Here is a 23,895-nt window from a genome sequence, read left to right on the forward strand (position 1 = left end):
TTAGCTCTCCTCAATTTTTTTTAAAAGAGAATGAACGATCCATATAATAACAACAGGAACGAAGAAAAATACTACTCTTTGTATCGGTATGCGCAAAGCAAGAGAAATAACAATAGATGTTAATACCATAACTAGTATCAGATTCAAATTGCTATCTTTTGTTTTTGCTGTAGTTTTGTTTCCGCATTTGGTGCAGAAATTAGTATCTCCAGCAATAGGAGAATGACAGGTCGGACAATTAATCTCTTTATTTTGACTTACGCCACAATGCATACAAAACGTATGTTCGCGTTTTATTTGATGCCGACAACTGTTACAAATTTTATGTTCCACCATTAAGAAGCCTTCTTTACATCATTAAAAATCAATTGACAATACTTCTTGAACAATTCAACATCCTTTTTATTCACATCACAAGGGCTATACTTGGCTTTCAAAAAAAGTTGTGTCAAAATTTGAATATTTTTTTGGGAACCTTCACCAATTTCTAGCTGCAAAAGATGCAAATACTCTGTAGGCGTTTGATAATTTTTCTTCTCTAAACCAAAATTTTGCAATTTTTTAGACAAATCGGTATATTCGTGAACAATTTGACCCAGCTCTGTTTTCGTTTTATTGCGTGGTGTAAAAATATTCGCAATCATTTTTCCCCATTTAGGCACATTTTCAGCTTCTTCTACCATTTGTTTTTTATTTTTTGAAAACAATATTTTAATGAAAAAATGTATCAAATTTATAATTTGAGGAACAAGATAGAAAAACAAAAAGATAAATAGTAACGAAATACAGAAAAATGCCATGTTTTTAATAAAAGTAATAATTCCATTTACAGTCTTATCTTTTTTTGCTTCTTTCGACGAATTTTGTGAAATATTGTTTGATTTTTTTGTATTTTTTTGCGCAATATTTGTATTCTCACTTTGTACTTTGTCTTGTTTTTTAAGTTGTAACTCCTTGTTTACTAAACGTTCTTTTGCTAAACGTTCCTCTATTAATTTTTCTTTGGCTAAACGTTCTTTTGCTAAACGTTCTTCTATCAAACGTTCTTTTGCTAAACGTTCTTTTGCTAAACGTTCTTTTGCTAAACGTTCTTCTATCAAACGTTCTTTTGCTAAACGTTCTTCTATCAAACGTTCTTTTGTTAAAAGTTTTTTTGCTAAACGCTCTTTTGACTCACGCTTTTTTGCTAGGCGTTTTTTTGATAAACGTTCTTTTTGAAGCTGTTTTTGTAACCTTTGTCGTATTTTTCTTGGTAAATTTTTACGCAATTGCTTTTCCAAACGATCAATACGCTGATCTGTTTTTTGTGTGTGTTGTTCATTTGAAAAAATATCGCGACTTAGTTGTTTTTTATCTTTTTTTAATTGCTCATATTGTGGATCTTGTTTTTGACCATTATCAACAATACCTTGTTGTTGCATACGCCTTTTTTGCTGAAGTAAATCTTGTATACCTAACTCTTTGTTTAGATTTTCTTTTTTCGAAAAGCGCTTGTTTTTGTTTGATTTTCCATTTGCTAAGCGCTCAGGTTGAGTATCTTCTTTTATTTTTTCTTGCCTTTTAAACTCATTTATTTTCTTAGCAATTTCGTTATCCACATTTGATTCATTTACAGGAGTAGGATCAAAGGTAGTCCAGCCTAAAAATTCAAAAGGCACTTCTACCCAAGCATGGCGATGAATGCTAGAAACAACATAGGCACCTTTAGCAGCATCCCATATTCCGCCGTGGCACCCTACAGTTACTCTCGCAGGAATATCAATAGATCGCAAAAGTAAAACCATTGCCGAAGCAAAATGCTGACAATAACCGCGCTTTTTACGAAACAAAAATTCAAATGTCGCATCGCCACCTTTGATACCTGGCTTTAAGTCATATTTAAATCTTGTCTGTAGAAAACGTTCTATTGCCTTTACTTTGTAGTATGGTTTTCTAAAATTCTGAGTAATTCGTCGTGCCAATCTTCTGTACCCTTCAATATTTTGAGGCACAGTTATATAGCGATAATCAACATTTTCCACATCGTATGGTATCGTATTTCGTTTAGTGCGAACATAACTCACCACCTGATATTTATTACTTTGATTTTCTGGAAATATATTTCCTCCGCGGTCACGTAATCCACGATTTATATCAACTAAACCTAGCTGCGTCAAATAATACAAGCGCGAGCTATCGTGATATAAAGTATACATTTGTAATACTTTATTGTGTTTAAAACGAGGTGCTTTTGCCGAAAGTTCTGTCCAACCATTCTTGTTAGCTGGTAGTTCTCGTTGTTGTGTATTGCGTAAATACCAATAACCATTTTGAGCATCATATGTATCAAAATGTCCAAGTTTCCAGTACAAATCTTCGACATTTGCAACCCCGAGAGTTTCTGTTGCCAACTCAACTTCAAAAAGTTTTTGAGGAGTTATATTTGAAAAATCGATATCTCCAAATTTTAAATCTTTTTCCATAGATACTTGTGTGTGATTATTTAACTCATCGTTGGCTTGCTTTGTTTTTTGATTCTCTGGTATTTTTCGAGTATTTTTAATTTTTTCTTTGGCGGTCTGCTTTGGCGAAGTTTTTTCATTTATTTTTTTGGTAATTTGTTGTGATGTTCGTTTTTGTTTACGATGTTTATTAGATTGTTTCGGAGAAAAATATTCGCGAATGATCGCTATGCTATCTAAGTAGTTCGATATTTTAGGCGTCGCAAATGTCATCCACGCCATAATCATCGCTCCACAACATACTGTAACAATCGTAATCGCAAATGGAAATACTTTCGTTTTATTGTTATGAGCTACATATTTGTGATTCATATAATCGTTGTGTATCACGATAGATAAAACTAAAATTCCTAGATAAACGCCAGCCTTTAAAACAGGATCACTACCATCATACAGTTGCGAGACTCCGAAAAGTAAAGAGCAAGATAACAGATAGAGGTATGTTGAAAATTCGCGAAAAATAAAACCAGCAGATAGAGCCATGGAGTAAACCATAAAATAACCAAAATTTATCAAAGGGTGATTTTTCGTAGTGTATAACATATATACATAAAAAATCATTCCAATAATAAACAATGTTTCTAACTGAACGTAACGTCGCAATTTTTCCAAAAACCCCTTACTATCTCTAGAAAAAATTACTCCAACAAAAAAGCTACTAGGGAGGACGTATAAAAGCCAAATAGGTGACTCACGCGTTACCATGTTAATAAAATTGAATACGGCAAATTCACCTAGACAAAGCAGAGACAACAGCAAAAAAAACGAATATAACATTAGAAGGCTCCCTCGAAACATCGAGCAATATCTGCTCCTTTTTCGACAATAACCACATGAATACCACGTGCCATACACATTTGAGGCAAGTCACTTTCAATCAGGTAAGAATCAATTCCGTCGTATTCTTGGAGTACCTTAAAGCTCGTTGCCACAAGAAAAACAGCGGTAACAGACACATTGCGACTTTGTAATAAGACTAGTATATCCAAGTAATGTTGCGGATCACCGATATGACTACTAAAAATAATAACTATTTCTTCTCCAGAAGAAACTAAAGGTATATTTGCTTCCAAAAGCTCCAACAAACTTTGGTCTCCACCAGGCTTCATAACCGCCATCTCTTCGAGGAGCCAGTTAAGGTGAGCTTCACTTTTTCCATAATCAAAATGATAGCTTTTCTCACCTTCTGCCATTAACCGGAATTCATAAGAATTATCTACAGCGTACTTAGCAACAGAGCCAGCTATTTTGATTGCATAGTCTAAATTTGTGGGGCGAAAACCTTGTAAGGATTTGCGATATAAATCCAAAAAAATAGTAATGCGCGACGTAGTAATTTGCTGAAATTCTTTAATGATAAGTTTTGAGGTTCGCGCTGTAGCCGGCCAGTGTATATATCGCAGACTATCTCCGCTACGATATTCTCTAGTTCCACAAAAATCATAGCTAAGACCAGACTTATGAGAAGTACGAACTCCCGAAAAATTTAATCTTTGTTTTCCATCGCGAGAAATAGACCTTAATTGAACTATCGCTGGTAACACTAATACCTCATCTACCACAGGTAAATTTTTACTCAGAATCCAAATGCCCAAGGGATCTGTAACTATTATCTCTACAGGACCAATGCTATATTTACCTCTACCAGCCGCACATTTAGCTAAATATTGAATGCTTTGCCTTTTGCACCACAAATCAAACTGTGTAATTAAATATTCATGTTGACGATCACAATATATTTCTGCACCGAAATAGTCTTTGACACATATCCAACGTATAGGAAACCAGAATTTGCTTTCTATTTCCAGGTATACTGACACAACGTCACCTTCGGTAGCCTTAGAAATTGTTTCGCGCCTAATATCAATTTTATGAATAATATAACGTACATATGTATAAGTTACCATCATCAGAGCAAGCATTGTTTGTGCCAAAATAAGTGCTACGCGCTCACCACGGATAAGGCCAACAGCAAGCAAGAAAAAAATGATAAATATCCATGTGAGCCTCCGATTACGAACATCTGAACCATGATATTTTTTATACGATTTCAATTTTTTCTCCACCGCAGTAGTCAGTAATCGTATCACGAAAAATTTTTTCCACAGTAACAAGTTCATCGGTTTCAACATATTCGTCTATTTCATGTGCCTTATGCGTAGGTCCAGGACCAAAATATGCGCAGGGAATTCCTAACATTTCATGAACTAATTGCCCTTCTCCATACCCAAACTTTTTCGCATCTGCAAAGATATCTCCTTTTACATGACGAGCAATAATGTTAGCAAAGTCATGGAGTTGTTCTTTTTCTATATGAAAAGATCCATAGTCCAACCTAATTTCAATATTTGATAAACCATATCCATGGTCATTAGCAAATTCTTGAAGAAGCTCAACAATAAACTTTCCGTTTACAGTTTCTTGCGCTGGACGAATGTCGAGAATTGCTTCGGCAATGTCAGGTATTTTATTTGCACATTTATCCACTAGTATGTATGGATTATCTTGTTTTCCAGGGTTAGATCCCCCGTGTAAAAACGAAAGATTACACGTCGATTTTCCCAAAGAAGGGTGCGAATAATCGCATAACTTATTTTCAATATAAGTTACAGCTTGCGCTAGCCCAGTAATAGCATTTTTTCCTTCATGTGGCCGCGAAGCGTGCCCCGCAGAACCGTGCATTCGGAAATAAATTTCAATAACTCCGCGATGTCCGTTGCGAATTTTCATTCCTGGTTCAGGGAAAATAGCAAGCTGTGCTGGTGGGTTATTTTGTGCAATATACTTCTGTATACCTTTAAAATAATACTCTTCGTCAACATCAAAAACAAGATGCAAACCTTGGGTATCTTTAACATGTGTTGCAGCATACAAAGCACAAGCAAGTCCCCCTTTCATATCTACAGCCCCTAGTCCGTATAACTTTTTTTCGGATATTTTCCCACCAAACATATCATGTTTCCAACCTGAGGAAGGCAGAACTGTGTCCATGTGGCAAAAAAAAATCAGCTTTGCAGGGTGATTATCGTGTACAATAAGATTATAACGGTTATTTTCTACGTGCTGTCTATAAGTGGTTAATTGTGTGTTTTTCTGAACATAGGCTTCTATAAACTTCATAAGACGATGTTCATCACATTCACCATCAACATAACTAGGAATTTCTACTAGCTTTTGTGTGAGTTCAATTACGCTCATTCAAATACCTCGGTAAACACTCTATAAAGTAAGGGTCTTACTTGCTTTTTTAGTCTTTTTCATTTATTATAGCATATGTTTCTTTTTTTTTAGGAAGGATTTTTTTGTGCTTACACGAATACTAATAACTTTGGTTCTTATAACATTAAATTCTTGCTCCTTTAAGCAAGCATATCCAAACGAAATTATTCCTGCTGGAGAACCTTCTGTTTCGATGCAGGCGCATTTTTTAGCTGGTTTGCAAGAAGAGTACAGCATGAATTGGGGTAAGGCACTAAAACACTTTGAAAAAGTAATTGCAATGGATGCAAGGACACCACGACCACACATCCATCTTGCAAGATGTCTGCTTTTTATGCAAAATATTCACGATGGAATATACCACCTTGAACAAGCAGAAAAGTTGGCAACAAAAGATGATTATATGTTGTGGTTTGATATAGGATCTTTATACCATATTCTTCGAATGAAAGACAATGCTCGAATTTGTTATGAAAAATCCATCACTATTTATCCTCTTTTTCAGAAAGCAGCTTTTGCTTTAAACGAACTGGATAAAATTTAGGAGAGCATCATATGCTACGTATTTTTTTGATTTTCACAATCATGTCGAGTTGCATCTGGGCCGAATCTATTACAGTAAAAGATATTCTATTTCTAGTAGACTTAGGTGTAGAAGAAACTGAAATCATTCGCCATATTAAGCAAGCAGAAAATAAAACTGTTCTATCTCAAGAAGACATAAATCTACTTAAAGAAAAAGGCATTTCATCTCGAATCATGAACGCTTTGACAATAGCAGATGATTTATCGGCAGCTTCTATCGTTCAAAAAATAAAAAACGGTAATAGTATAGATAAAATTATTTTGCAGATTGATAATGCAAAAAAAATGGCAACTTATGGTGTTGATGAATGGCTATTGTTACATCGCAACAAAGTTCCTCAAAAAATTATCGATGCATTAAAAAGAAAGACATCAAAACGTAAAAATCGAGTTTCTATAGCAGATGTTCGAAAATGGTTTGCTGGTGGTGAAACAAGCAGCCAAATTATCGCGAAATTAAAAAAAACAAAAGTAGATACTTCAACTATCAATAGTAGTGTTTTACTAAAGCTAAAAGAAGAGGGACTCCCTTTAGATTTGCTACGGTTTTTAGCTGAAATGCATCTCAATCCAGATAAAAAAGCTGTTGCTGAAATCAAGAATAAAAGGCCAGAGAAATCAGCTCTTCTAGAGGTGAAAAAAACTAATAAACAACCACAAAAAGTAAAACTTGCTCCAACAAAACTTACCTCTCCCAAAAGCAACGAGGTATATGTAAAGTTGTATCCGAATGCCTCGCATATTTCGTTACCCAACTTTCAAGAGCAAGTCATTTCAAAAGTAAAAAGAGATTTTTATTGCTCTTTATATTCAACGAGCATTCCTTTAGAAAAAATAGAAACATTTTACCGTAAAGAATATAAAAAGCCTCAAATAGCGCGAATTAATTTTAATGAAGTTGTTCATATTTTAAAATTAAAATTTTATGTACCTGGTAGCAACGAATTAATGGAGATTCGTTGTTATTCTATTGATATGAATAACTTAAAACGCATTCGTAATATAGACACTATTCGCAAAAATATAACCAAAAACGACTATGCTGTTGAGAAAATAACAAAGCAAATAGAAGCGCAAAAGTACTTGTACAAAACAAAGAACATTTCACTAGAAGAACGTAATAAACAATTAAGCGTTCTACAATCAAAACTCAATATAATGTTGAACACAACATCCTACTGGGATCACATTGTAATTAAGCATGTTTTAGAAAAAAAACAAAATATGCTGCTTATAGTACAACCGACAAACGTATCGATAACAACAGCACCAAAAAAAGGACTTGTCGGTCAAATTTCAAAAATAGACATGCAGCCTGTTAAAACAAAAACATTGGCCAAAGATTATCCCCTAGTTGTTTTTCCACAAGCAACTCTCATTAGCCATGAAAAAATGGAAGAAGGACTCAAAAGAACTTCCAAATCTCGATCGGTATATCGCTCCTTATTTTTATGTAATGCGAGTACTGACACCGTCGAAGCATATTATCGAAAATACTTCAAAAGAGCTTCGGTATGGAGTATTGAATATCTTGGTAGTTTTTTAATTATTAAAGCAAAATTCGAAGTAGATGAAATTCGTTCACAAGTGGAAATAGCTTTCTACGCTCTAAACATAGGACCAAGTTCAAATCGTTGGCAATCTCGCCAAAAAAGAATAAAAGAGCGATTAAAAGAATTGGAACGCTCTGTTAAAAATATCGATAATGAAATAAACGCTTTGCGTAATCTCTTAGCTCGCAACAAAATCTCTGCTGACAATGCCCAATTACGCATACGAAGTTTACAGCGAAAAAAACAGCTTAAAATGAATGCATCTTCGTATTGGGATTTTATTGTTATGGATAAGGTAATGACTTCTCAAAACAGTATATTGTTAGTAAAAGAAATAAAGCGCCATTTTTAAGATTGATGTTTAGGTTATTTTCATTGTTTAAACTCACAATAAGGAGTCGTACCACTTGTATATGTCTAATATAATGTTCGTAGCTATTTTTTCTATGATTTTATGCAGTTGTTCTATATTCCAAGAAAAAAATATTGTAAAAGATTTAGGGGTAGAACTTGGAGATTCAGAAGTGCAGGTTGATTCAAAGATAGGACAACCAAAGTCACAGTTTACCTTTGATACAAAAGAACACAACATCGCAGTATGGGATTATAATGAAGAGAAGCTCGACTACCAACCTGTTCTTCCAGGAGACGATTATGGAGTTTTGCCTCCACCACAAACGACAATTCGTTCGTATAATACACAACAATGTCGTTTAGTATTTGTCGACGGCTTCCTTTGTAGTATTGAAGATTTTGTTGACAACAAGGTTTACAGAATGAGCCGCGATCAATTACCAGATAATGTTCCTGCTATTTTGGACCAGATCCATGGAAGACAAAACGAATCGAATTAAACAATTAGTTAAACAGGATACCTCTAGTCGTTTAGTCACTCAAAACAAAATAGATGACGTTTGAAGACCTTGTACAAGGTGTACTCCCATGAATACACCTTAAACAAAAAAGTTAGGCAAATGAGCATGCCTAAGAACCTGTTACAAAATTAATTGAGGTCAAAATTTGGATATTTTAGCTTCTAATAAGGCATTTTTTTAGCGTAAAGTAATAATTTTATAATAAAAAAATGCCTTATTATGAAGTCAAAAGGAACAGTTTAACACCTTAAAATAGTTTTATAACAGGCTCTTAGTAAGGCATAAGAAATAAAGGAATATAAACATGAATAGCGAAGATTTTATCGACAAAGAAAATAAAGAATCCGTTGATAAAGCCCAACAAAACTCTTCAGAAAATACTTCTTCTGAAACAAGTAATTCTACTCTAAAAGCAAGTGAAATATCTACTTCGCAAGATGCACAGAATACAAGTTCTTCAACAAACACATCGGAGGTTTCCGAGCTTCTTGAAAAAAAAAGCGACTCTACCAACACACAACAATCAGAAATCGACTCCAAACTTCCTAACGAAAAAATAACTAAAGTAGATACTGTGGATTCATCGGGGCAAAATAACCAACAGCTAAATCATCCAATAGAAAATTCAGATCTTCCAAACAATGAAATCCCTGCTTTTGAAATAGAAGAAACAGTTATATCTTCTTTAGCAGTAGACACACCATTAGAGATGGATGAAACGGTAGTCTCTGCCATGGGCGACGAAGAATTTTCAGAAACACAAAAGGTTGATATTATCAGCGATGATGAAAACAAAGAAAGCAGCACAGAAAGTACTGTCGAAATTTCAATGCAAGAGGTCTTTTCTAAAGAAAATAGTGATCAAGCTAACGAAGATAACGAGAACAATGAGGATAACGAACCACAAGAAATCGATGGAAGGAGAGTGCTTTTTCCTGGAGATGCGATCAAAAAAATAAAAGAAACAGGAGTTATTGAAGACGCAGTTATTCCTTTTTTAAACTTAGATGGCTTAGAAGTTAAACAACTTGTAATACGCAACTGTCAATTGCAAGGAATTGTTGCGAGAGGAGCAACTTTTCTACAAGAAGTTAGCATAAGCGGTAGTGAAATAATGGAACGTTTAGAGTTTAGTGCATGGAAACAGACAGGGGGACTTGCACATACAACATTTCATAAAGGTTTCTCTATAAAAAACTCACTGATGCGCGATAATGTTTCTATGCGCAACGCTCGTGTTACGGGTGACGTTGTATTTGACGATTGCGAACTACTAGGAACAGTGCGCCTTGATCAATCCAAAATAGAAGGAAATGTTGTACTGGCTGGGAATAGTGATATTCTCCACGTTAGTGCTTTTCGCTGTACATGCCAAGAGTTTAAAATCAGTCGTCATAAGATATTAGGACTCAAAAAAGAAAGTCTTGATTTAAACTCCGCTAAAATAGGAAAAATTAATCTTTCTCGCTGCATTTTAAAACAAGCTTTTAAAATGAAAAAAGCTCGTATCGGTAATGAAGATATAATGGATGCTATGTATGTTTCTGGCTGTGAATTTGATGAAATAGATATTTCGCAGAGTATGTTTTTCTCTAAAATATACTGGCACGCAACGACAGTACACGGAAAATTTCTTTCAGAAATGCCAAAAGAAGAAAAAGGACGCAAAATAGGTAAACCAGTTTTCTTCAAAGAAGATGCTCACCTTGACAATGTTGTTTTTAAAGCAAAAACAGTTTTCTACGGTACTCGCTTCGCAAAATATGCGCGCTTTGTTAAGTGTATTTTTGAGAAACAAGCGAACTTTAATCAAGTGGATTTCCAGGATGTTTCTAGCTTTTGGACAAGTGAATTCCACGGAAAAGCAGATTTCAAAAAAGCGATGTTTGGCGGTCGTAGTAATTTTGGAAAAGTAAAATTCTATGGAAAGAACTCATTCAACGAAGCTAATTTTGTTGGGGAGGCTAATTTTTACCTTGCCGATGTAAAACAGGACATATTTTTTACCGGTGCCTCTTTTGAAGATAACTTAGTACTACGTAACATAAGCTTTGGCGGCGGAGTGGGCATGTCCAAAATTTATGCGCGCAAGAACATAAAAATATCGCAAAGCAATATTCAAGATCGCTTCATTCTCTCTGGTAGTAATATAGAAGGCGCTCTTATCGCTCCTGCCCTTACAATTGGTACTTGGGGAAGTATCGCAGAATGTCGCATACAAGGGTATACAGATCTCGGTGGTTTAAAAGTAGGTAAAAAAATAACCACAGAGGACAAAGAGAAACTACAGAAATATCGAAAACAAGAAGAAAAAGCAGTTGACGACATAGTGCCAGGTTCATTTTATATGTCAAACAGCTACTTCCATAAAGAGGTGAACCTTTTCTCCACAAATGTAAAGGGAGATCTTTGCCTGGATAATGTGAATTCTCATGCTGAAATGGATTTAAATACTATCAGTGTTGGTAATGATATTTTATTCTCTAAGGCATATTTTCGCGGTATGATTCGTTGCGAAAATGTTATTGTAAAGGGAAAACTATACGCGCAACGATCTCGCTTTAAAGAAGAGGTATCGTGGAATGGTATAAAATGTCAAATGGCAAGTTTGCGTTTTAGTTCTTTTGATGGTGGTTTTACAATGCGTTATGGTCGTGTTGAAAAAGAACTGCACATGTATAATACCGATGTTGATGGCAAGGTCGACCTATTTCGCTGCAAATTCGGAGATATTTCTTTTAACCACATGCTCGTAGATCACTTTTTGATAGATCGCCGTGCAATCGGAGACGAACTTACTTCTGAAAAAAATGGTGAGTTTAGTAATGCTGTTACCGAATACGGAATCCTAAAACAATCATTCCATCAACGCAATGATTATGAAAATATGGACTGGGCTTACTATCGTTTCTGTCGTTCAAAACGCAAAATGAAAAAAACCAGTTGGAAACAACCACTACGCAGCATGGGTATCTTTTTTGATTGGTTGTTTCTTGATAAAGGTTTTGGCTATGGAACTAGACCAATGAATATTGCGGCTGTTGCCTTTTCTTGTATTTTAGCTTTTGCAGTGCTATTTTCTTTTGTTCCAAGTGGTATATTGGGAGCAGATGGTGCTTTGACAAGTATCAGTTTTGCCGATTCGTTTTATTTAAGCATAACGACATTTGCATCAATGGACTACGGAAATAGTGGCCCTGTTCTTAACCACTGGTTAAAACATTTATTCTCTCTCGAAGGGATTCTTGGGATTTTCTTGACTACACTATTTGTCGCTACCATTTCGCGTAAAATTATCCGTTCTTAAAAGCGTACATTATTTTTCAATCAAGCGTATCACTGGCTATGGTGATCGCTAAGCGTGTTATGAATTAAAACATTATACTAAAAAACTCGTGGCTGTGACCCTAGTCGTAATCGTAACCGAAAAATAGTAAAACATTCTTAATGTATAAACGTAATATTTCATATTTTTGTATGCGTAACTATTAAATTCTATATTTTCGGTCAAGGTCACGGGTCACGGTGACGATTACGAGTCCTATAAAATTTAAACTTTATACTTTGAATCGTTTTTTACTAGGGCGTGTCATCATTCAAAATATTGTGTGTTTTTTCGAGCCCGAGCCCGTTTGCGAAACTTTCACTAACAATTTATCAAAGAAGCAAAGTTTCTTTTTCCATCGCAAAAAACTAGTATTGAACCAATAAATCACTTTCTGTCGCTCTCAAAAAGTTTTCGGGCGCGGGCTCGCAAACGGGCTCGGGCTCAATACTACTGGCGTATCATTAAATGAATCCGTTATATTTTTATCTGTATTGAATGATGACACGCCCTAATCAAAAGGAATAAAGATGATTGCTATTGTAATACTTGCTGCAGGTAAATCTTCGCGTTTAGGAAGCAAAAAACAACTTCTAAGTTGGAAAAAATCTACTTTGTTAGAGACAAGTATTGTAGCAGCTCAAGGGACCGATTATTCACCTATTATGGCAATTGTGCCGCAGGACAATGAAATCATCAACACTATACAGCACCATGATATTGTCGTTATTCCAAATTTGCAAAGAGAACAAGGTGTCAGTACTTCGATAAAGCTTGGTACTCAGCACATTATCAACAATTCTCCACAAACCAAAGCCGCTATTTTTATGGTTTGCGATCAACCTTTTATTACCTCGCAAATCTTATGCGAACTTGGCGAAAAATATAAGCGAGGTTGTGATATCGTTACATGTAGTTATGGTGGCACTTGGGGAATTCCAACATTGTTTTCTCGCAAGTATTTTTCTGAGATTTTAGAGCTTAGTGGTGATAAGGGAGCAAAAAAACTACTTCAACGTCACAAAGATTTGTGTGCAACAATAGAATTTCCTCAAGGAAATGCAGACATAGATACAATGGAAGATTACGGGAAATATAAAAATCAAGACTAAAGTAGGACGCGTTAACGCGTCCTAAAGATAAAAGGAGATTATAAATGCGTACTTTTTTTCTAGTCGCTGCTATGTGCATTTTTATTCATGCGCAATTAGACACTAGTTTTAATAAAACGGGATTCGTCGTTCACGAGGATGCAGCAGGGGTAGGGCACGATTTTGGACAAGCGGTAGCTGTAGATAAGGATAATCGCATTGTAGTCGCTGGTTTTAGCTCTAATCGCAACCACGGACTTAATACAGATTTGGCAGTATGGCGCTACCTACCTAGTGGACAAATAGACACAAGTTTCAATAGCAAAGGTTTTTTTATTCACGATAATACTGCAGGCGGAAATAGTGATGAAGAAGGAAATGCCATCGCTCTTGATAGCCATGGACGTATAGTTGTTGTTGGTCGCAGTCGCAACGCACAACGAAATGACGATATGGTTGTTTGGCGGTTAAAAACAGATGGAACACTCGACGAAAGCTTTGCTGGCAGAGGTTTTGCTGTTCATCACAGTGCAGCTGGAGGTAACTTGCAGGACTATGGTTACGCAGTAACTATAGATAGCAAAAACCGTATACTTGTCACTGGTGAAAGTTATGCTGCAGGTTTTCCACCTAGTTCACAAATGATTGTCTGGCGCTATTTAGAAAATGGCGAACTTGACGCGAGTTTTGGAAACGGTGGTTGGATTATTCAAAGCAATGACTGGGATTGGGGCTACGGTATTACCACTGTTGGCGACAAAATCATTGTCACAGGTAAAGGGCTCAATCCAACAGGAATGTATGTTTGGCAATACTTAAACGATGGTACGCCAGACCCTTCATTTGGTGAAAAAGGATTTATTGTTCACAATATTATCAAAGGAACGGATTTTGGAGATGAAGCGCGCGGCATCACAATAGACAATGCCGGAAAAATTGTCATTGCTGGTCGTAACTCAAATTTTAACTTAGAACGCAGTATGGCGTTGTGGCGTTTCAATAACGATGGTTCTCTAGACACGTCTTTTAACGAAAAAGGCTTTGTTTCACACAGCAATGCTGCAAAAGGTAAAGGTTCTGACAGCGGACAGGGAGTTGCCATTGATTCTTTTGGACGTATAGCTGTTGCGGGGCGTAGTGATGGACCAAACGGTAATCTTGACGTGGTAGTTTGGCGCTACTTAGCTAATGGACAACTAGACACTTCTTTTGCGGAAAAAGGCTATATTGTTCATCATAACACCGCTGGGGGTAACCATCACGACTTAGCACATGCTATCACCATAGATAAACAAGATCGTATCATTGTCGTTGGCTGGAGCTTTAACAAGCAAGGTAACTATGGAATGACTATTTGGTGCCATAAATAGTTACAATAAAAAGCCTCAATTATTAGGGCGTGTACGAACACGCCCTAGCTAAAATTTGTGTGTACAATAAGGTGAAATATGATAAACGTCGTTTTTTTATTGTACTCTTGGAAGTACATTGAACGTATTCATAACTACCATTCAATTCCAGAGAATTGTAAAGACTATAATGCCGACATTGCCAAGCAGCAAATGGAAGAAATAGAAAGTTGTAAGCACCAAGGAATAACATATTATTACTTACTTCACACCGAGAAAACCAAAGACATAGATATCGACTATGGAAAACAAGAAATAGATGACTATGAATATGAACTTTTTTGCGAAAACAAACAAAATCACTCACTAAACTTACGAGAAAAAACCACTATTTTACGCTCTGATTTTTTTGAAGCGAAGAAATGCCTAGAATACCTAGAAAACCTAGGTTCAAAAAATATAGTTTCTTGGCAAGACGAACAAAAAGTAAACCAGTGGTATAAGCTTGTTTTTCCACAATTTACAAAACGCAAAGTGGTGGGTGCACTGTGCAAAGAAATTTCTCCTTCTTTCCTTCAAAACTATGCCCGCAAAGATCTTGTTTTTATTAAAACGGAATTTAAGGAGATTAGTTTTTTAACCTCGCCTACTCTTTGCGATTTTGAAGTGCGTTTTATTTTAGAAAATATGGAAGAAGAGCGAAAACTAATCATCTCTGAACCGCTAGACATTTGTCGCGATAAACACGGTATCCAAGAATACCGGGCGTGGATTGTAAAAAACAAAGTCTCTACTTTGTCCAGAATGACAGAATATTCTTCTGATGTTCCCACGAGTATTAAAAATTTCGCAAAAAACTTTGCAACACAGCACGCCGATATTTTTCCTTGTGTATACACCGTCGATTTTGCCATGGACAAAGCTTTAGGACCTGTTGTTGTAGAAATGAATCCGTTTGTTTCTTGTGGTCGTTATGCTGATAACAGTTTCCATCAATTCCTAAGTGATTTACTCAACTCAAAGCTTTAAATGCCAAGCTTATTAACCATAAAATTAGGACTTTCACAGTGCCACAAATAAACAACATCAAAATATCTGGCGATCCGCGTTTACTAAGATCGTTCTTTACAAAAAGTGCACTCGCGATACCTTTTCTTTTCATTTTGCCCACACTATATTTACAAAGTAAATCAGTATGGATTACCAGTGGAATGGTGGGTGGGTGTTTTTGTGGATTTTTAGCGCTTCTTTTAAGGGAGAGTGTTCGTAGATTTGAAGAAGCGCTCGCAAAAATAGATGATGGAGAATATCTACAAAAATGGCAGTACACAACAACAGAATGGAAAAATTTTTCGCAACAGGAATTACAGAGGCGAAAAAAACGAAGTACACATATTACCAAACGCACCATAGCTATTTCTTGTGTTTCCTACATAGTAAGTATCTTCTTTTTCTCGCAAGAAAAAGACTTTGTCGCAATATCGTTAGTTATAGGAATAGTCACTATATTTTTCATAGCACTTACTATTTTTATAGTGCGTTATACCGAAAATACTTGGCGTAAAAATAATATAGATGTTGTAGACAAAGATACTTTAACAGCATTTATTGCTAAGTCATTTGTCGTCTTTGGTAAAGAGTATCATAATTTCGAGGAGCCAGGTATTTCTCTTTTAAAAACAGACATTGAAAATAATAACCTAGTTTTCACAATCGAAATTCAAGCAAAACAAAAAGCAGAACGCAAACTCACCATCCTAATTCCTCAAGGTCAAATAAACAGTGCAAAAAAAATTATAAATACATTGAGCAGATCATCATAAATTTTCAGTACTATTTAACCAAATTTCACCACAACATTGAAAGTGCCACTAGTCGTTACCTGATGAGATGCGTTATCAATATCCGTTTCGAACAAAATTGTAAATTTGTTCGGCGATGGTTACATTAACAATGAAAAATTCATGCATAAGTACTTACTGATACAAAAGATATCGAACGCAGATCTAAAAATTAAAAACAGATAGCTTTTATAGTTTATTGACATCGCTGCATAGAACTTCGAAATAACCACCATTTTTCGCCTTAATCCTTTTAATGGATCATTAAACTTATCTTGAGGCAAAAAAATATCATCTACTAGTGCGTGCCATCAATTGAACTTTGTTTTTATTGATAAATTTCGCAATTTAGTAGCACTTCAAACTTTTTGTATTGTATACTAACCAAGACTTAATATAGATCAACCTACTAGTAATGGAACAAAAATCTTACCCGAAAAATTGCTTTTGCCTGAGAACATCAAGTAGAATTTTAATTATGTTTTTTGTCAAAAGTAAACGTTCCTAATACCAGTATTCTTTTACATAAAGGTGAGTAATTCATGATAAAGAACATCCAAAGATAGTAATTAAGAATAGACCTTAAATTGATGTTCGAAAAAATGATATATGTAGGAGAATCAATATGACAAAACCAAAATACAAAAACGCGAAATCTGCAAGAAAAAAAATACCATTTCGTTATCCCTCTATCAAAACAGAAGCTCAGAAATATGTGGGGGAACAGTGTGTCGCCTTTCAAAAATATGATGGGTCTAACCTGTGGTTCAAGTGGACACAAGAAAAAGGTTGGCAACATTTTGGTACACGAAAATTTTACATTACAGCTGATCATAAACTATTTGGACCAGCATATAAAATATTCTTAGAAAAATATGCTGATGGCATACTTTCTGTATGCCGCCGTTACAAAGAATATCGCAATACCAAAGAAGTGATTGCTTTTTGTGAATACTATGGAGCAAATTCGTTTTCAGGAATACACCAACCTTTAGATAAGAAAGAACTGAAACTTTTTGATGTGTACTTAACCGGCATAGACTTTGTTTCTCCACATAATTTTCTCCATCATTTTGGGAAACTAGATACAGCTGAAGTTGTATTTCAAGGAACTCTAAGTCTAGAATTTATTGTTGATGTATACAACGACAAATACAACGTTAATGAAGGTGTGGTCATAAAAGGAAATAAACTTAAACGCCGCCGCAAAGGCGTGAATGAATTTGAAGTGTGGATGGCCAAAGTGAAAACGCAGTCATATCTACAAGAACTAAACGATATATGCGGCGAAAATCCCGATCTCAAAAAAGAGTATGAAGAGATGGTGCACTTGCATCGCAATTTATCAAGCAATTCGTAGTTGTTTATTTCAACAAAATAGAAGAAGTGCTATTTTTTAGCATTTCTTCTACAGTCCATTTCACCTAACCGGCTTTTACATTGCTATAACCATAAAGTTAGAATTTTGATTCTCAGTTGAAATCAACAACGAAGCCAAAATAAATGAAACAACCGATATTCTAACAACTATTTTTTCATACACTAACCAATAAACATAAGAGAGACAAATACAACGACAACAGCAATCGCAATTTTAAGAAGAAACGCTGCTTCCCAAAAATAAAACCCCGCAAAAGCGACGGCTAATGCCCCGAACCCTATTGTTTCGGCTCCGCCACCAAAGGCAATAATCATTGCCATTGCTGCGACAATAGTGATCATTGTTTTCCAGACGACAGCAGCGCCAGAAAGCCACAGTGCTATAAAGCCGAAAATACTAAAAACACTGACAACGACTTCGTTCGGCATCCCCATTGCCAGAAACGAAACAACAACTACACCACCAAAAATCAGCAACAAATATTCGTGAGGTATCGGAAATTGCCATAAAGCCCAAGCCCCACCAAACAGAATTAATGATATTCCTACTTCAAAAAAGTAAATCGCAACAGCAATAATAACAATACTTGCAACAGCGACAGTCACTTGAAAATTCACAGAGTTTAACTCGTGCAACTGATTCCAGAAATGGTGAATAAGAAAAGAACCTACAAAAGTAACAATCGTCATAAATAGCAGCGCTGTTTTTTCTCGCGACTGTCGTTTTATTTGCGTGCGTTTTTCTCTTTCGTGAATCTCATTTTCAGCTTCCTCGTCATAATCAACAGAAACTACACTGTCTTTAGAATAAGAATTCTGCATATCGTTAAAAGTACTAGATTTGCGAATATCCTCGCGTTTGCCATGTACGTAAAAATCCACGCGCTTTTTTCGCGAAACAATTGCCGTTATTAAACCAACAGCTGAGGTTACTAAGCTAATTACCATTTCAAGATCCATTTTTTATCCTTCAATTGCTTTAGAGCGTGTCCTATGGAAAAAATAGTGCTCACATAATCTACTACACTAACACACAAGTTAACTTTGCTATACACTCATCTACTATTTGATCGAAGTATTATAATTTTCGTATAGTAGACATTCGTCCAAAGTGACTGTAGTACTCAGGAGAAATAGTTCCAAACAAGCGATCCCAAATCAAAGTATAAAATCCAAAATTGTGATCAATGTCTTGATGGTGTTGGGCGTGAAAAGTACTTGTTGTTAAGAGCCCTATCGCTGGAAGACGCAACCACGAATTCGGTAGTGGCTCTACACCTAAATGCCCTACTGTACCAAAAAAAACATTGATAGCTAAGTAAATAGACATTCCCAGCCACGACGCATCGTATACAGAAATAACCGCTAACCACAAAACACCAAAACCTATCACTTCAAATGGATTAAGTGCAAACAATGTTACAGGCCGCGGTTTGTCGAAAAGATGATGCGTGCCGTGAAGGTAACGATAAAGTTGGCGATGGTGAGCAACACGGTGCAAAATATACATACAAAAATCCATGGCCATAAATAACACAACAACATCTAACAAGGCGTAAATACCACTGTCGCGACGAAACTCAATGATCTTGTATTTCCACATTAACCAGCCACCCAAAGTAACAATAGTGTTAAAAATAATAGTCGAAATAGTTAATGTAATTTCGAGTGCACTAATAGGTGTAGGAATATCAGCAACACGTCTTTCAGCAAAAAAGTAAACAAGTATTTTGCCAACAATGACAGCTGAAATAAATAGGATAATATTTTCTAATAAAAACCAAAACGTCGCTTGTTGTACAGTAAGATTTTGTAGTACGGGAATAAACCAGTCTAAAAATGTTTGCATTGTAATTCCTAATTAAAATAGCGAAATATGAAAATTATCTTAATCTCGGTGGTTTTGGTGGCCTTCATAGTTTCGGTACACTATCTAATTTTTTCATTGCGCGTAAGTAGTCGCGAAAATTTATATGTCCAATTTGTGTTATGCCCTCTGGAATTTTATTCAATTGATTGCCATGAAGACAAATTTCTTCTAGATTAGAAAGTTGCACGATTTCCTTTGGAATTTCAGTAATCTTATTACTAGACAAAGAAAGCTTTTTCATGAAAGAAAGCTTTCCTATTTCATGCGAAATTTTCGAAATGTTATTTGCATGTAAAAATAGTTCTTCTAAATTGGAAAGTTTCGCAATTTCCTCTGGAATTTCAGATATTAAATTATTACCTAAACCGAGTATTTTAAGCGAAGAAATTTGAAAAACGAAATCAGGAATCTTTACAAGTCTATTTATATGCAAACGCAAAGTCTTCAAAGAAGAAAGTTGCTTGATTTCTTGTGGAAGTTCTGATATTAAATTAAAACCTAAATTTAAAACCTCTAGATTACGAAGTTGCAAAATTTCTTTGGGTTATTTAATCAAATGGTGGGCAGCTGCAAAGTAAACAGCGTAGTAGACAGCTTCATCACCAGGACGACTTCCTTTGATACGTGAGATACGCTTTTTGTATTCTTCGCGATCTGATTTAATTATAAATCCTTTTTCTTCGTGAATAGCACCTTTGGCTGTTCTACCGCGCGACCAGTACTTGACCTGGATATCACTGTTGTAAAAATTATGATCAACCACTTCTTCCCACTTGTCATTAATTTCTATGTGAAGAGAACCAACATTTGCACGCACTTTTTGACCTTGAATAGTAACACTTTGAAAAGAAATCCCTCTCTTTTTATCAGGAGAAATTGTTCCTGAATAGCCATAAGTGTCATCAATGTAAACATAAGCAAGTATTTTACCGTTGTAGTACAGAGTTAACCATACATCTTCGGTTTTTTTATCGTGAGTAATTAACTCACCGCCTTCATTAAAAGTGTAGGTGTGCTCTGTTCCTGTTTGATTTCTTCCAGAACCATTTGTTTCATAAAAAATCCATACATTTGAATTTGGATTTCGCGGACGAATTCGCTTGCTGTCCCAAATTTTATAAACTTCTAAACGTTTAGGACTTAGACTTTTAAGGAAAGCTTCGTGTTTCTGACGTGCAATTTCTATTGCTTTGAGTTGACGCTCTTTCTCAGCAGCTTTTTCTTGGGCTAATTGTTGTGACAATTTATCAAAAATATCTTTGTATTGCTGCTTTCCTTTACCAACAAGATCTTGATGGTCTGAACTGTCAACAACTAAACTTTGCGCCCAATCTAAGTGCTTTTGAAGATGACGATTACGCGAAGTTGCACTCATATTAGGGTATTTCGCACTACTGTCTAATCCGTACTGTAATATTTTACTAATGAGTTTAGCGCGATATCCATCAATTAATTTTTGCCACCTTTTGTGTTTTTTAGCTATTTTATTAAGGTGCTTACCAAACAGCTTTTCTTTTTTGGCAACATGAATCCCAGCATCATCCCACATAATTTTGTTTGTGCGCTCAGCAGCCTTACTTAGAATTTTTTCTAAACTAGTCTCATACGATTTTAAATGCTGCGGTGAATTTTTTACATCTTTGTATATTTCATCAACAAAATAAGGAAGAGAAATAATATGTTTTTCGGTCTCGACTAATTTTGCCATACGCCCGCAATTATCACTAACAAGCGCTGCCAGACATGATTGTTTTTGTGCCTCAACGTTTTTAATAAAATTCTTTACTTCTTGATCGTGTTTGTAATCACTTACTTCTTCGAGCGCATACTTATAGCTGTCCATTACATTACGATAGTTACTATTGTAAGAAAGAGAAGACGTTTTGGCTGCTGTTTCAAGCACTGCTTGTGCGTACTTGAATCGACGATCACCATCGCGAAGTGCATTTGCTATTTTTTCGCGTTTTTTAGCTTCTTCGGCTTTTCTTTTTGTTTCTGCAGCTTGTTTTTTCGCCAATTCTTTTCCCTGTTTTTGCTCTTCCATTATTTCTGCACGACGCTTTACTGCTTTCGCCATCACTTCTTTTAGTTCAACAAGAATTGGTTTTATTTGTGGATGAATCAAAGGAACGCGTGAGGATTTTAACTTCATTGCCTCGCGTTCCATGGCAACGTAGGCACTTTGAATCGTTCTGAAATCATCTTTGTTCAAAGCTTGTTTGATGCGTTGTAACTGCTGGTTCATACGCCTTACTGAACTTTGCGCAGAAAATGATAGTTTGGGACCAGTGGCTTTGGTTGTGTTGTTGTTTGCTGTATTCTTCGTCACTTTTGTATTTGCCGGTTTTTGCTGTGCGAGAACTGAATTTTCTAACATTGCTAATTTTTCAATAACTGCCACAATTCGCGGATGATTCATATCGACTTTTTTACTGTACATTCGATCGAATTCTTTTTTTTGCCTTTTGGCGTTTTTTAATCGCATTTTGGCATTATTAATATTCTTTTTTCCCAAAGCATTTTCGACACTACCTAGAGTTTTTTCTAGTTGTTTTAATCGCGATAAAGCCCATTTATCTATTTGTACAACTTTTAGTTTCGCTTCTGCTGCCGCTTTCGCTTCTGCTGCTGCTTTCGCTTCTGCCATCGCTTTTGCTTCTACTGCTGCTTTCGCTTCTGCTGCTGCTTTTGCTTCTGCCGCTGCTTTTGCTTCTGCCGCTGCTTTTGCTTCTGCCGCTGCTTTTGCTTCTGCCGCTGCTTTTGCTTCTGCCGCTGCTTTTGCTTCTGCCATCGCTTTTGCTTCTGCCATCGCTTTTGCTTCTGCTGCTGCTTTCGCTTCTGCTGCTGCTTTTGCTTCTGCCATCGCTTTTGCTTCTGCTGCTGCTTTCGCTTCTGCTGCTGCTTTCGCTTCTGCTGCTGCTTTTGCTTCCGCCATCGCTTTTGCTTCCGCCGCTGCTTTTGCTTCTGCCATCGCTTTTGCTTCTGCTGCTGCTTTCGCTTCTGCTGCTGCTTTCGCTTCTGCTGCTGCTTTTGCTTCCGCCATCGCTTTTGCTTCCGCCGCTGCTTTTGCTTCTGCCATCGCTTTTGCTTCTGCTGCTTTCGCTTCTGCTGCTGCTTTTGCTTCCGCCATCGCTTTTGCTTCCGCCGCTGCTTTTGCTTCTGCCATCGCTTTTGCTTCTGCTGCTGCTTTCGCTTCTGCTGCTGCTTTTGCTTCCGCCATCGCTTTTGCTTCCGCCATCGCTTTTGCTTCCGCCGCTGCTTTTGCTTCTGCCATCGCTTTTGCTTCCGCTGCTGCTTTTGCTTCTGCCATCGCTTTCGCTTCTGCCATCGCTTTTGCTTCCGCCGCTGCTTTTGCTTCCGCCGCTGCTTTTGCTTCCGCCATAACTTCCGCTTCCGCTTTTGCTTCTGCTGCTGCTTTTATAAGTGCTTCGTGCTCGTCTTTTGTTAGTGTTCTTGTTTCTGATCCGGAAATATTTTCTGTAACTACTTTTTTTTCTATTGATATCGAATTTTTCTCAAGTAACCATTTTTCTAAAGTGGTAATTTTGCGATTTACAGTAACTATTCGCACGTGCTTCATATCCACTTTTTTACTATACATTCTGTCAAATTCTATTTTTTGCATTTTAGCGGTATTTAATCTTGCTTTAACTCGTGCTGCATTATTTTCTGATAAAGCGCTTTCTGCTTCGGCTAAAGTTTTTTCTAAATATTTAAGTCGCGATGCAGCCCAGTTATTCATTTGTGGGGTTTTATTTTGTACTGTTTTTCGAGAACTCTTCTCCAAAACTGTAGCGGTTTTTCCCAAAACAGAATCCGCTTCTTTTAATATTTCATCTTCAGATCCGCTCTTTTTCAAAAACTTTAGATATTGTGTTATTTGCTCTTGGTACTTTTTTATTTTTGGAATTTCCCAACTATTTAGTTTACCCGAACGCTCATAATTACGAAGATATAGCTTCGCATTACTCATTACTGAATATAGTTTTTTCTTTGTTTCTTTTAACTGCTTTTGCAAAGCTAGTTTATCGTAGCGCTCTTTAACAGAAACAACATCTGGATGATTAGGAATTTCTTTTACTAAAACCTGAATATATTTTTCTGCGGCTTTTAATGCTGTATTTAACGCATGTGGATATCTTGCTTTTTCAGCTCTTTCTACATGCCAAGTAGCTTCTTTTAAATTGTGCTGTTGTTTCGTGGTTAGATCTTCGGTATATGGGCTGGTGATGAGTAAAAACCATACAAAACAGTAAATTGCGTATTTCATATTTAATCCTTTTCGTAAAATACCTATTTCTAGAGC

At 36.1% G+C, this 23,895-nt stretch carries 17 protein-coding genes; 9 read left to right on the forward strand and 8 right to left on the reverse strand.

Features of this window, described 5'->3' with window-relative positions:
- Genes UABHE_RS11590 through UABHE_RS11605 form a run of 4 tightly spaced genes read right to left on the reverse strand, consistent with a single transcriptional unit; the run spans position 1 to position 5,699 of the window.
- On the reverse strand, positions 1-336 hold the full coding sequence (locus tag UABHE_RS11590) for a zinc ribbon domain-containing protein (protein ID WP_372370445.1): 336 nt from the start codon (positions 334-336) through the stop codon (positions 1-3).
- The gene (locus UABHE_RS11595; protein WP_372370447.1) at positions 336-3,278 is read right to left on the reverse strand and encodes a transglutaminase domain-containing protein; all 2,943 of its coding nucleotides are present in this window, start codon (positions 3,276-3,278) and stop codon (positions 336-338) included. Before UABHE_RS11595 ends, UABHE_RS11590 begins: the two co-directional genes overlap by 1 nt.
- Positions 3,278-4,555 carry a DUF58 domain-containing protein gene (locus tag UABHE_RS11600; RefSeq protein WP_372370448.1) on the reverse strand — a complete coding sequence of 426 codons (1,278 nt, stop codon included), beginning with the start codon at positions 4,553-4,555 and terminating at the stop codon, positions 3,278-3,280. Before UABHE_RS11600 ends, UABHE_RS11595 begins: the two co-directional genes overlap by 1 nt.
- The gene (locus UABHE_RS11605) at positions 4,542-5,699 is read right to left on the reverse strand and encodes a M20 family metallopeptidase (protein WP_372370449.1); all 1,158 of its coding nucleotides are present in this window, start codon (positions 5,697-5,699) and stop codon (positions 4,542-4,544) included. The genes UABHE_RS11600 and UABHE_RS11605 overlap by 14 nt, the downstream gene beginning before the upstream one ends.
- Before the next feature lie 106 nt (positions 5,700-5,805).
- On the opposite strand from UABHE_RS11605, the gene UABHE_RS11610 reads away from it, so the two are divergent.
- From UABHE_RS11610 to UABHE_RS11650, 9 genes are all read left to right on the forward strand, one after another.
- On the forward strand, positions 5,806-6,264 hold the full coding sequence (locus tag UABHE_RS11610; RefSeq protein WP_372370450.1) for a tetratricopeptide repeat protein: 459 nt from the start codon (positions 5,806-5,808) through the stop codon (positions 6,262-6,264).
- An 11-nt stretch (positions 6,265-6,275) separates the two neighbouring features.
- Positions 6,276-8,210, forward strand: a complete 1,935-nt coding sequence (locus tag UABHE_RS11615) for a hypothetical protein (RefSeq protein WP_372370451.1) — start codon at positions 6,276-6,278, stop codon at positions 8,208-8,210.
- Positions 8,211-8,271: 61 nt separating this feature from the next.
- Positions 8,272-8,712 carry a hypothetical protein gene (locus UABHE_RS11620; protein ID WP_372370452.1) on the forward strand — a complete coding sequence of 147 codons (441 nt, stop codon included), beginning with the start codon at positions 8,272-8,274 and terminating at the stop codon, positions 8,710-8,712.
- 325 nt (positions 8,713-9,037) lie between these two features.
- The gene (locus UABHE_RS11625) at positions 9,038-12,040 is read left to right on the forward strand and encodes a potassium channel family protein (protein ID WP_372370453.1); all 3,003 of its coding nucleotides are present in this window, start codon (positions 9,038-9,040) and stop codon (positions 12,038-12,040) included.
- Positions 12,041-12,588: 548 nt separating this feature from the next.
- Entirely contained in the window at positions 12,589-13,170 is a 582-nt protein-coding gene (locus UABHE_RS11630) for an NTP transferase domain-containing protein (RefSeq protein WP_372370454.1), read from the forward strand.
- A 44-nt stretch (positions 13,171-13,214) separates the two neighbouring features.
- Entirely contained in the window at positions 13,215-14,519 is a 1,305-nt protein-coding gene (locus tag UABHE_RS11635; protein ID WP_372370455.1) for a delta-60 repeat domain-containing protein, read from the forward strand.
- Between the two features lie 78 nt (positions 14,520-14,597).
- Positions 14,598-15,527, forward strand: coding sequence for an ATP-grasp domain-containing protein (locus tag UABHE_RS11640; RefSeq protein WP_372370456.1), 930 nt, complete (start codon positions 14,598-14,600; stop codon positions 15,525-15,527).
- Between the two features lie 38 nt (positions 15,528-15,565).
- Positions 15,566-16,321, forward strand: a complete 756-nt coding sequence (locus UABHE_RS11645; protein ID WP_372370457.1) for a hypothetical protein — start codon at positions 15,566-15,568, stop codon at positions 16,319-16,321.
- Between the two features lie 643 nt (positions 16,322-16,964).
- Positions 16,965-17,699 (forward strand): hypothetical protein, encoded by a 735-nt coding sequence (locus tag UABHE_RS11650; RefSeq protein WP_372370458.1) that lies wholly within the window; start codon positions 16,965-16,967, stop codon positions 17,697-17,699.
- 182 nt (positions 17,700-17,881) lie between these two features.
- Here UABHE_RS11650 and UABHE_RS11655 read toward each other — a convergent pair whose 3' ends face one another.
- From UABHE_RS11655 to UABHE_RS11670, 4 genes are all read right to left on the reverse strand, one after another.
- A complete protein-coding gene (locus UABHE_RS11655; protein ID WP_372370459.1) occupies positions 17,882-18,679 on the reverse strand; it encodes a hypothetical protein in 798 nt (265 codons plus the stop codon).
- A 118-nt stretch (positions 18,680-18,797) separates the two neighbouring features.
- A complete protein-coding gene (locus tag UABHE_RS11660; RefSeq protein ID WP_372370461.1) occupies positions 18,798-19,568 on the reverse strand; it encodes a sterol desaturase family protein in 771 nt (256 codons plus the stop codon).
- Between the two features lie 64 nt (positions 19,569-19,632).
- Positions 19,633-20,121 carry a leucine-rich repeat domain-containing protein gene (locus tag UABHE_RS11665; protein WP_372370462.1) on the reverse strand — a complete coding sequence of 163 codons (489 nt, stop codon included), beginning with the start codon at positions 20,119-20,121 and terminating at the stop codon, positions 19,633-19,635.
- A 12-nt stretch (positions 20,122-20,133) separates the two neighbouring features.
- Positions 20,134-23,859, reverse strand: a complete 3,726-nt coding sequence (locus UABHE_RS11670; RefSeq protein ID WP_372370463.1) for a hypothetical protein — start codon at positions 23,857-23,859, stop codon at positions 20,134-20,136.
- Positions 23,860-23,895: the final 36 nt, after the last annotated feature.

Source organism: Candidatus Uabimicrobium helgolandensis (assembly GCF_041508025.1).
GTDB classification, from domain to species: domain Bacteria; phylum Planctomycetota; class Uabimicrobiia; order Uabimicrobiales; family Uabimicrobiaceae; genus Uabimicrobium; species Uabimicrobium helgolandensis.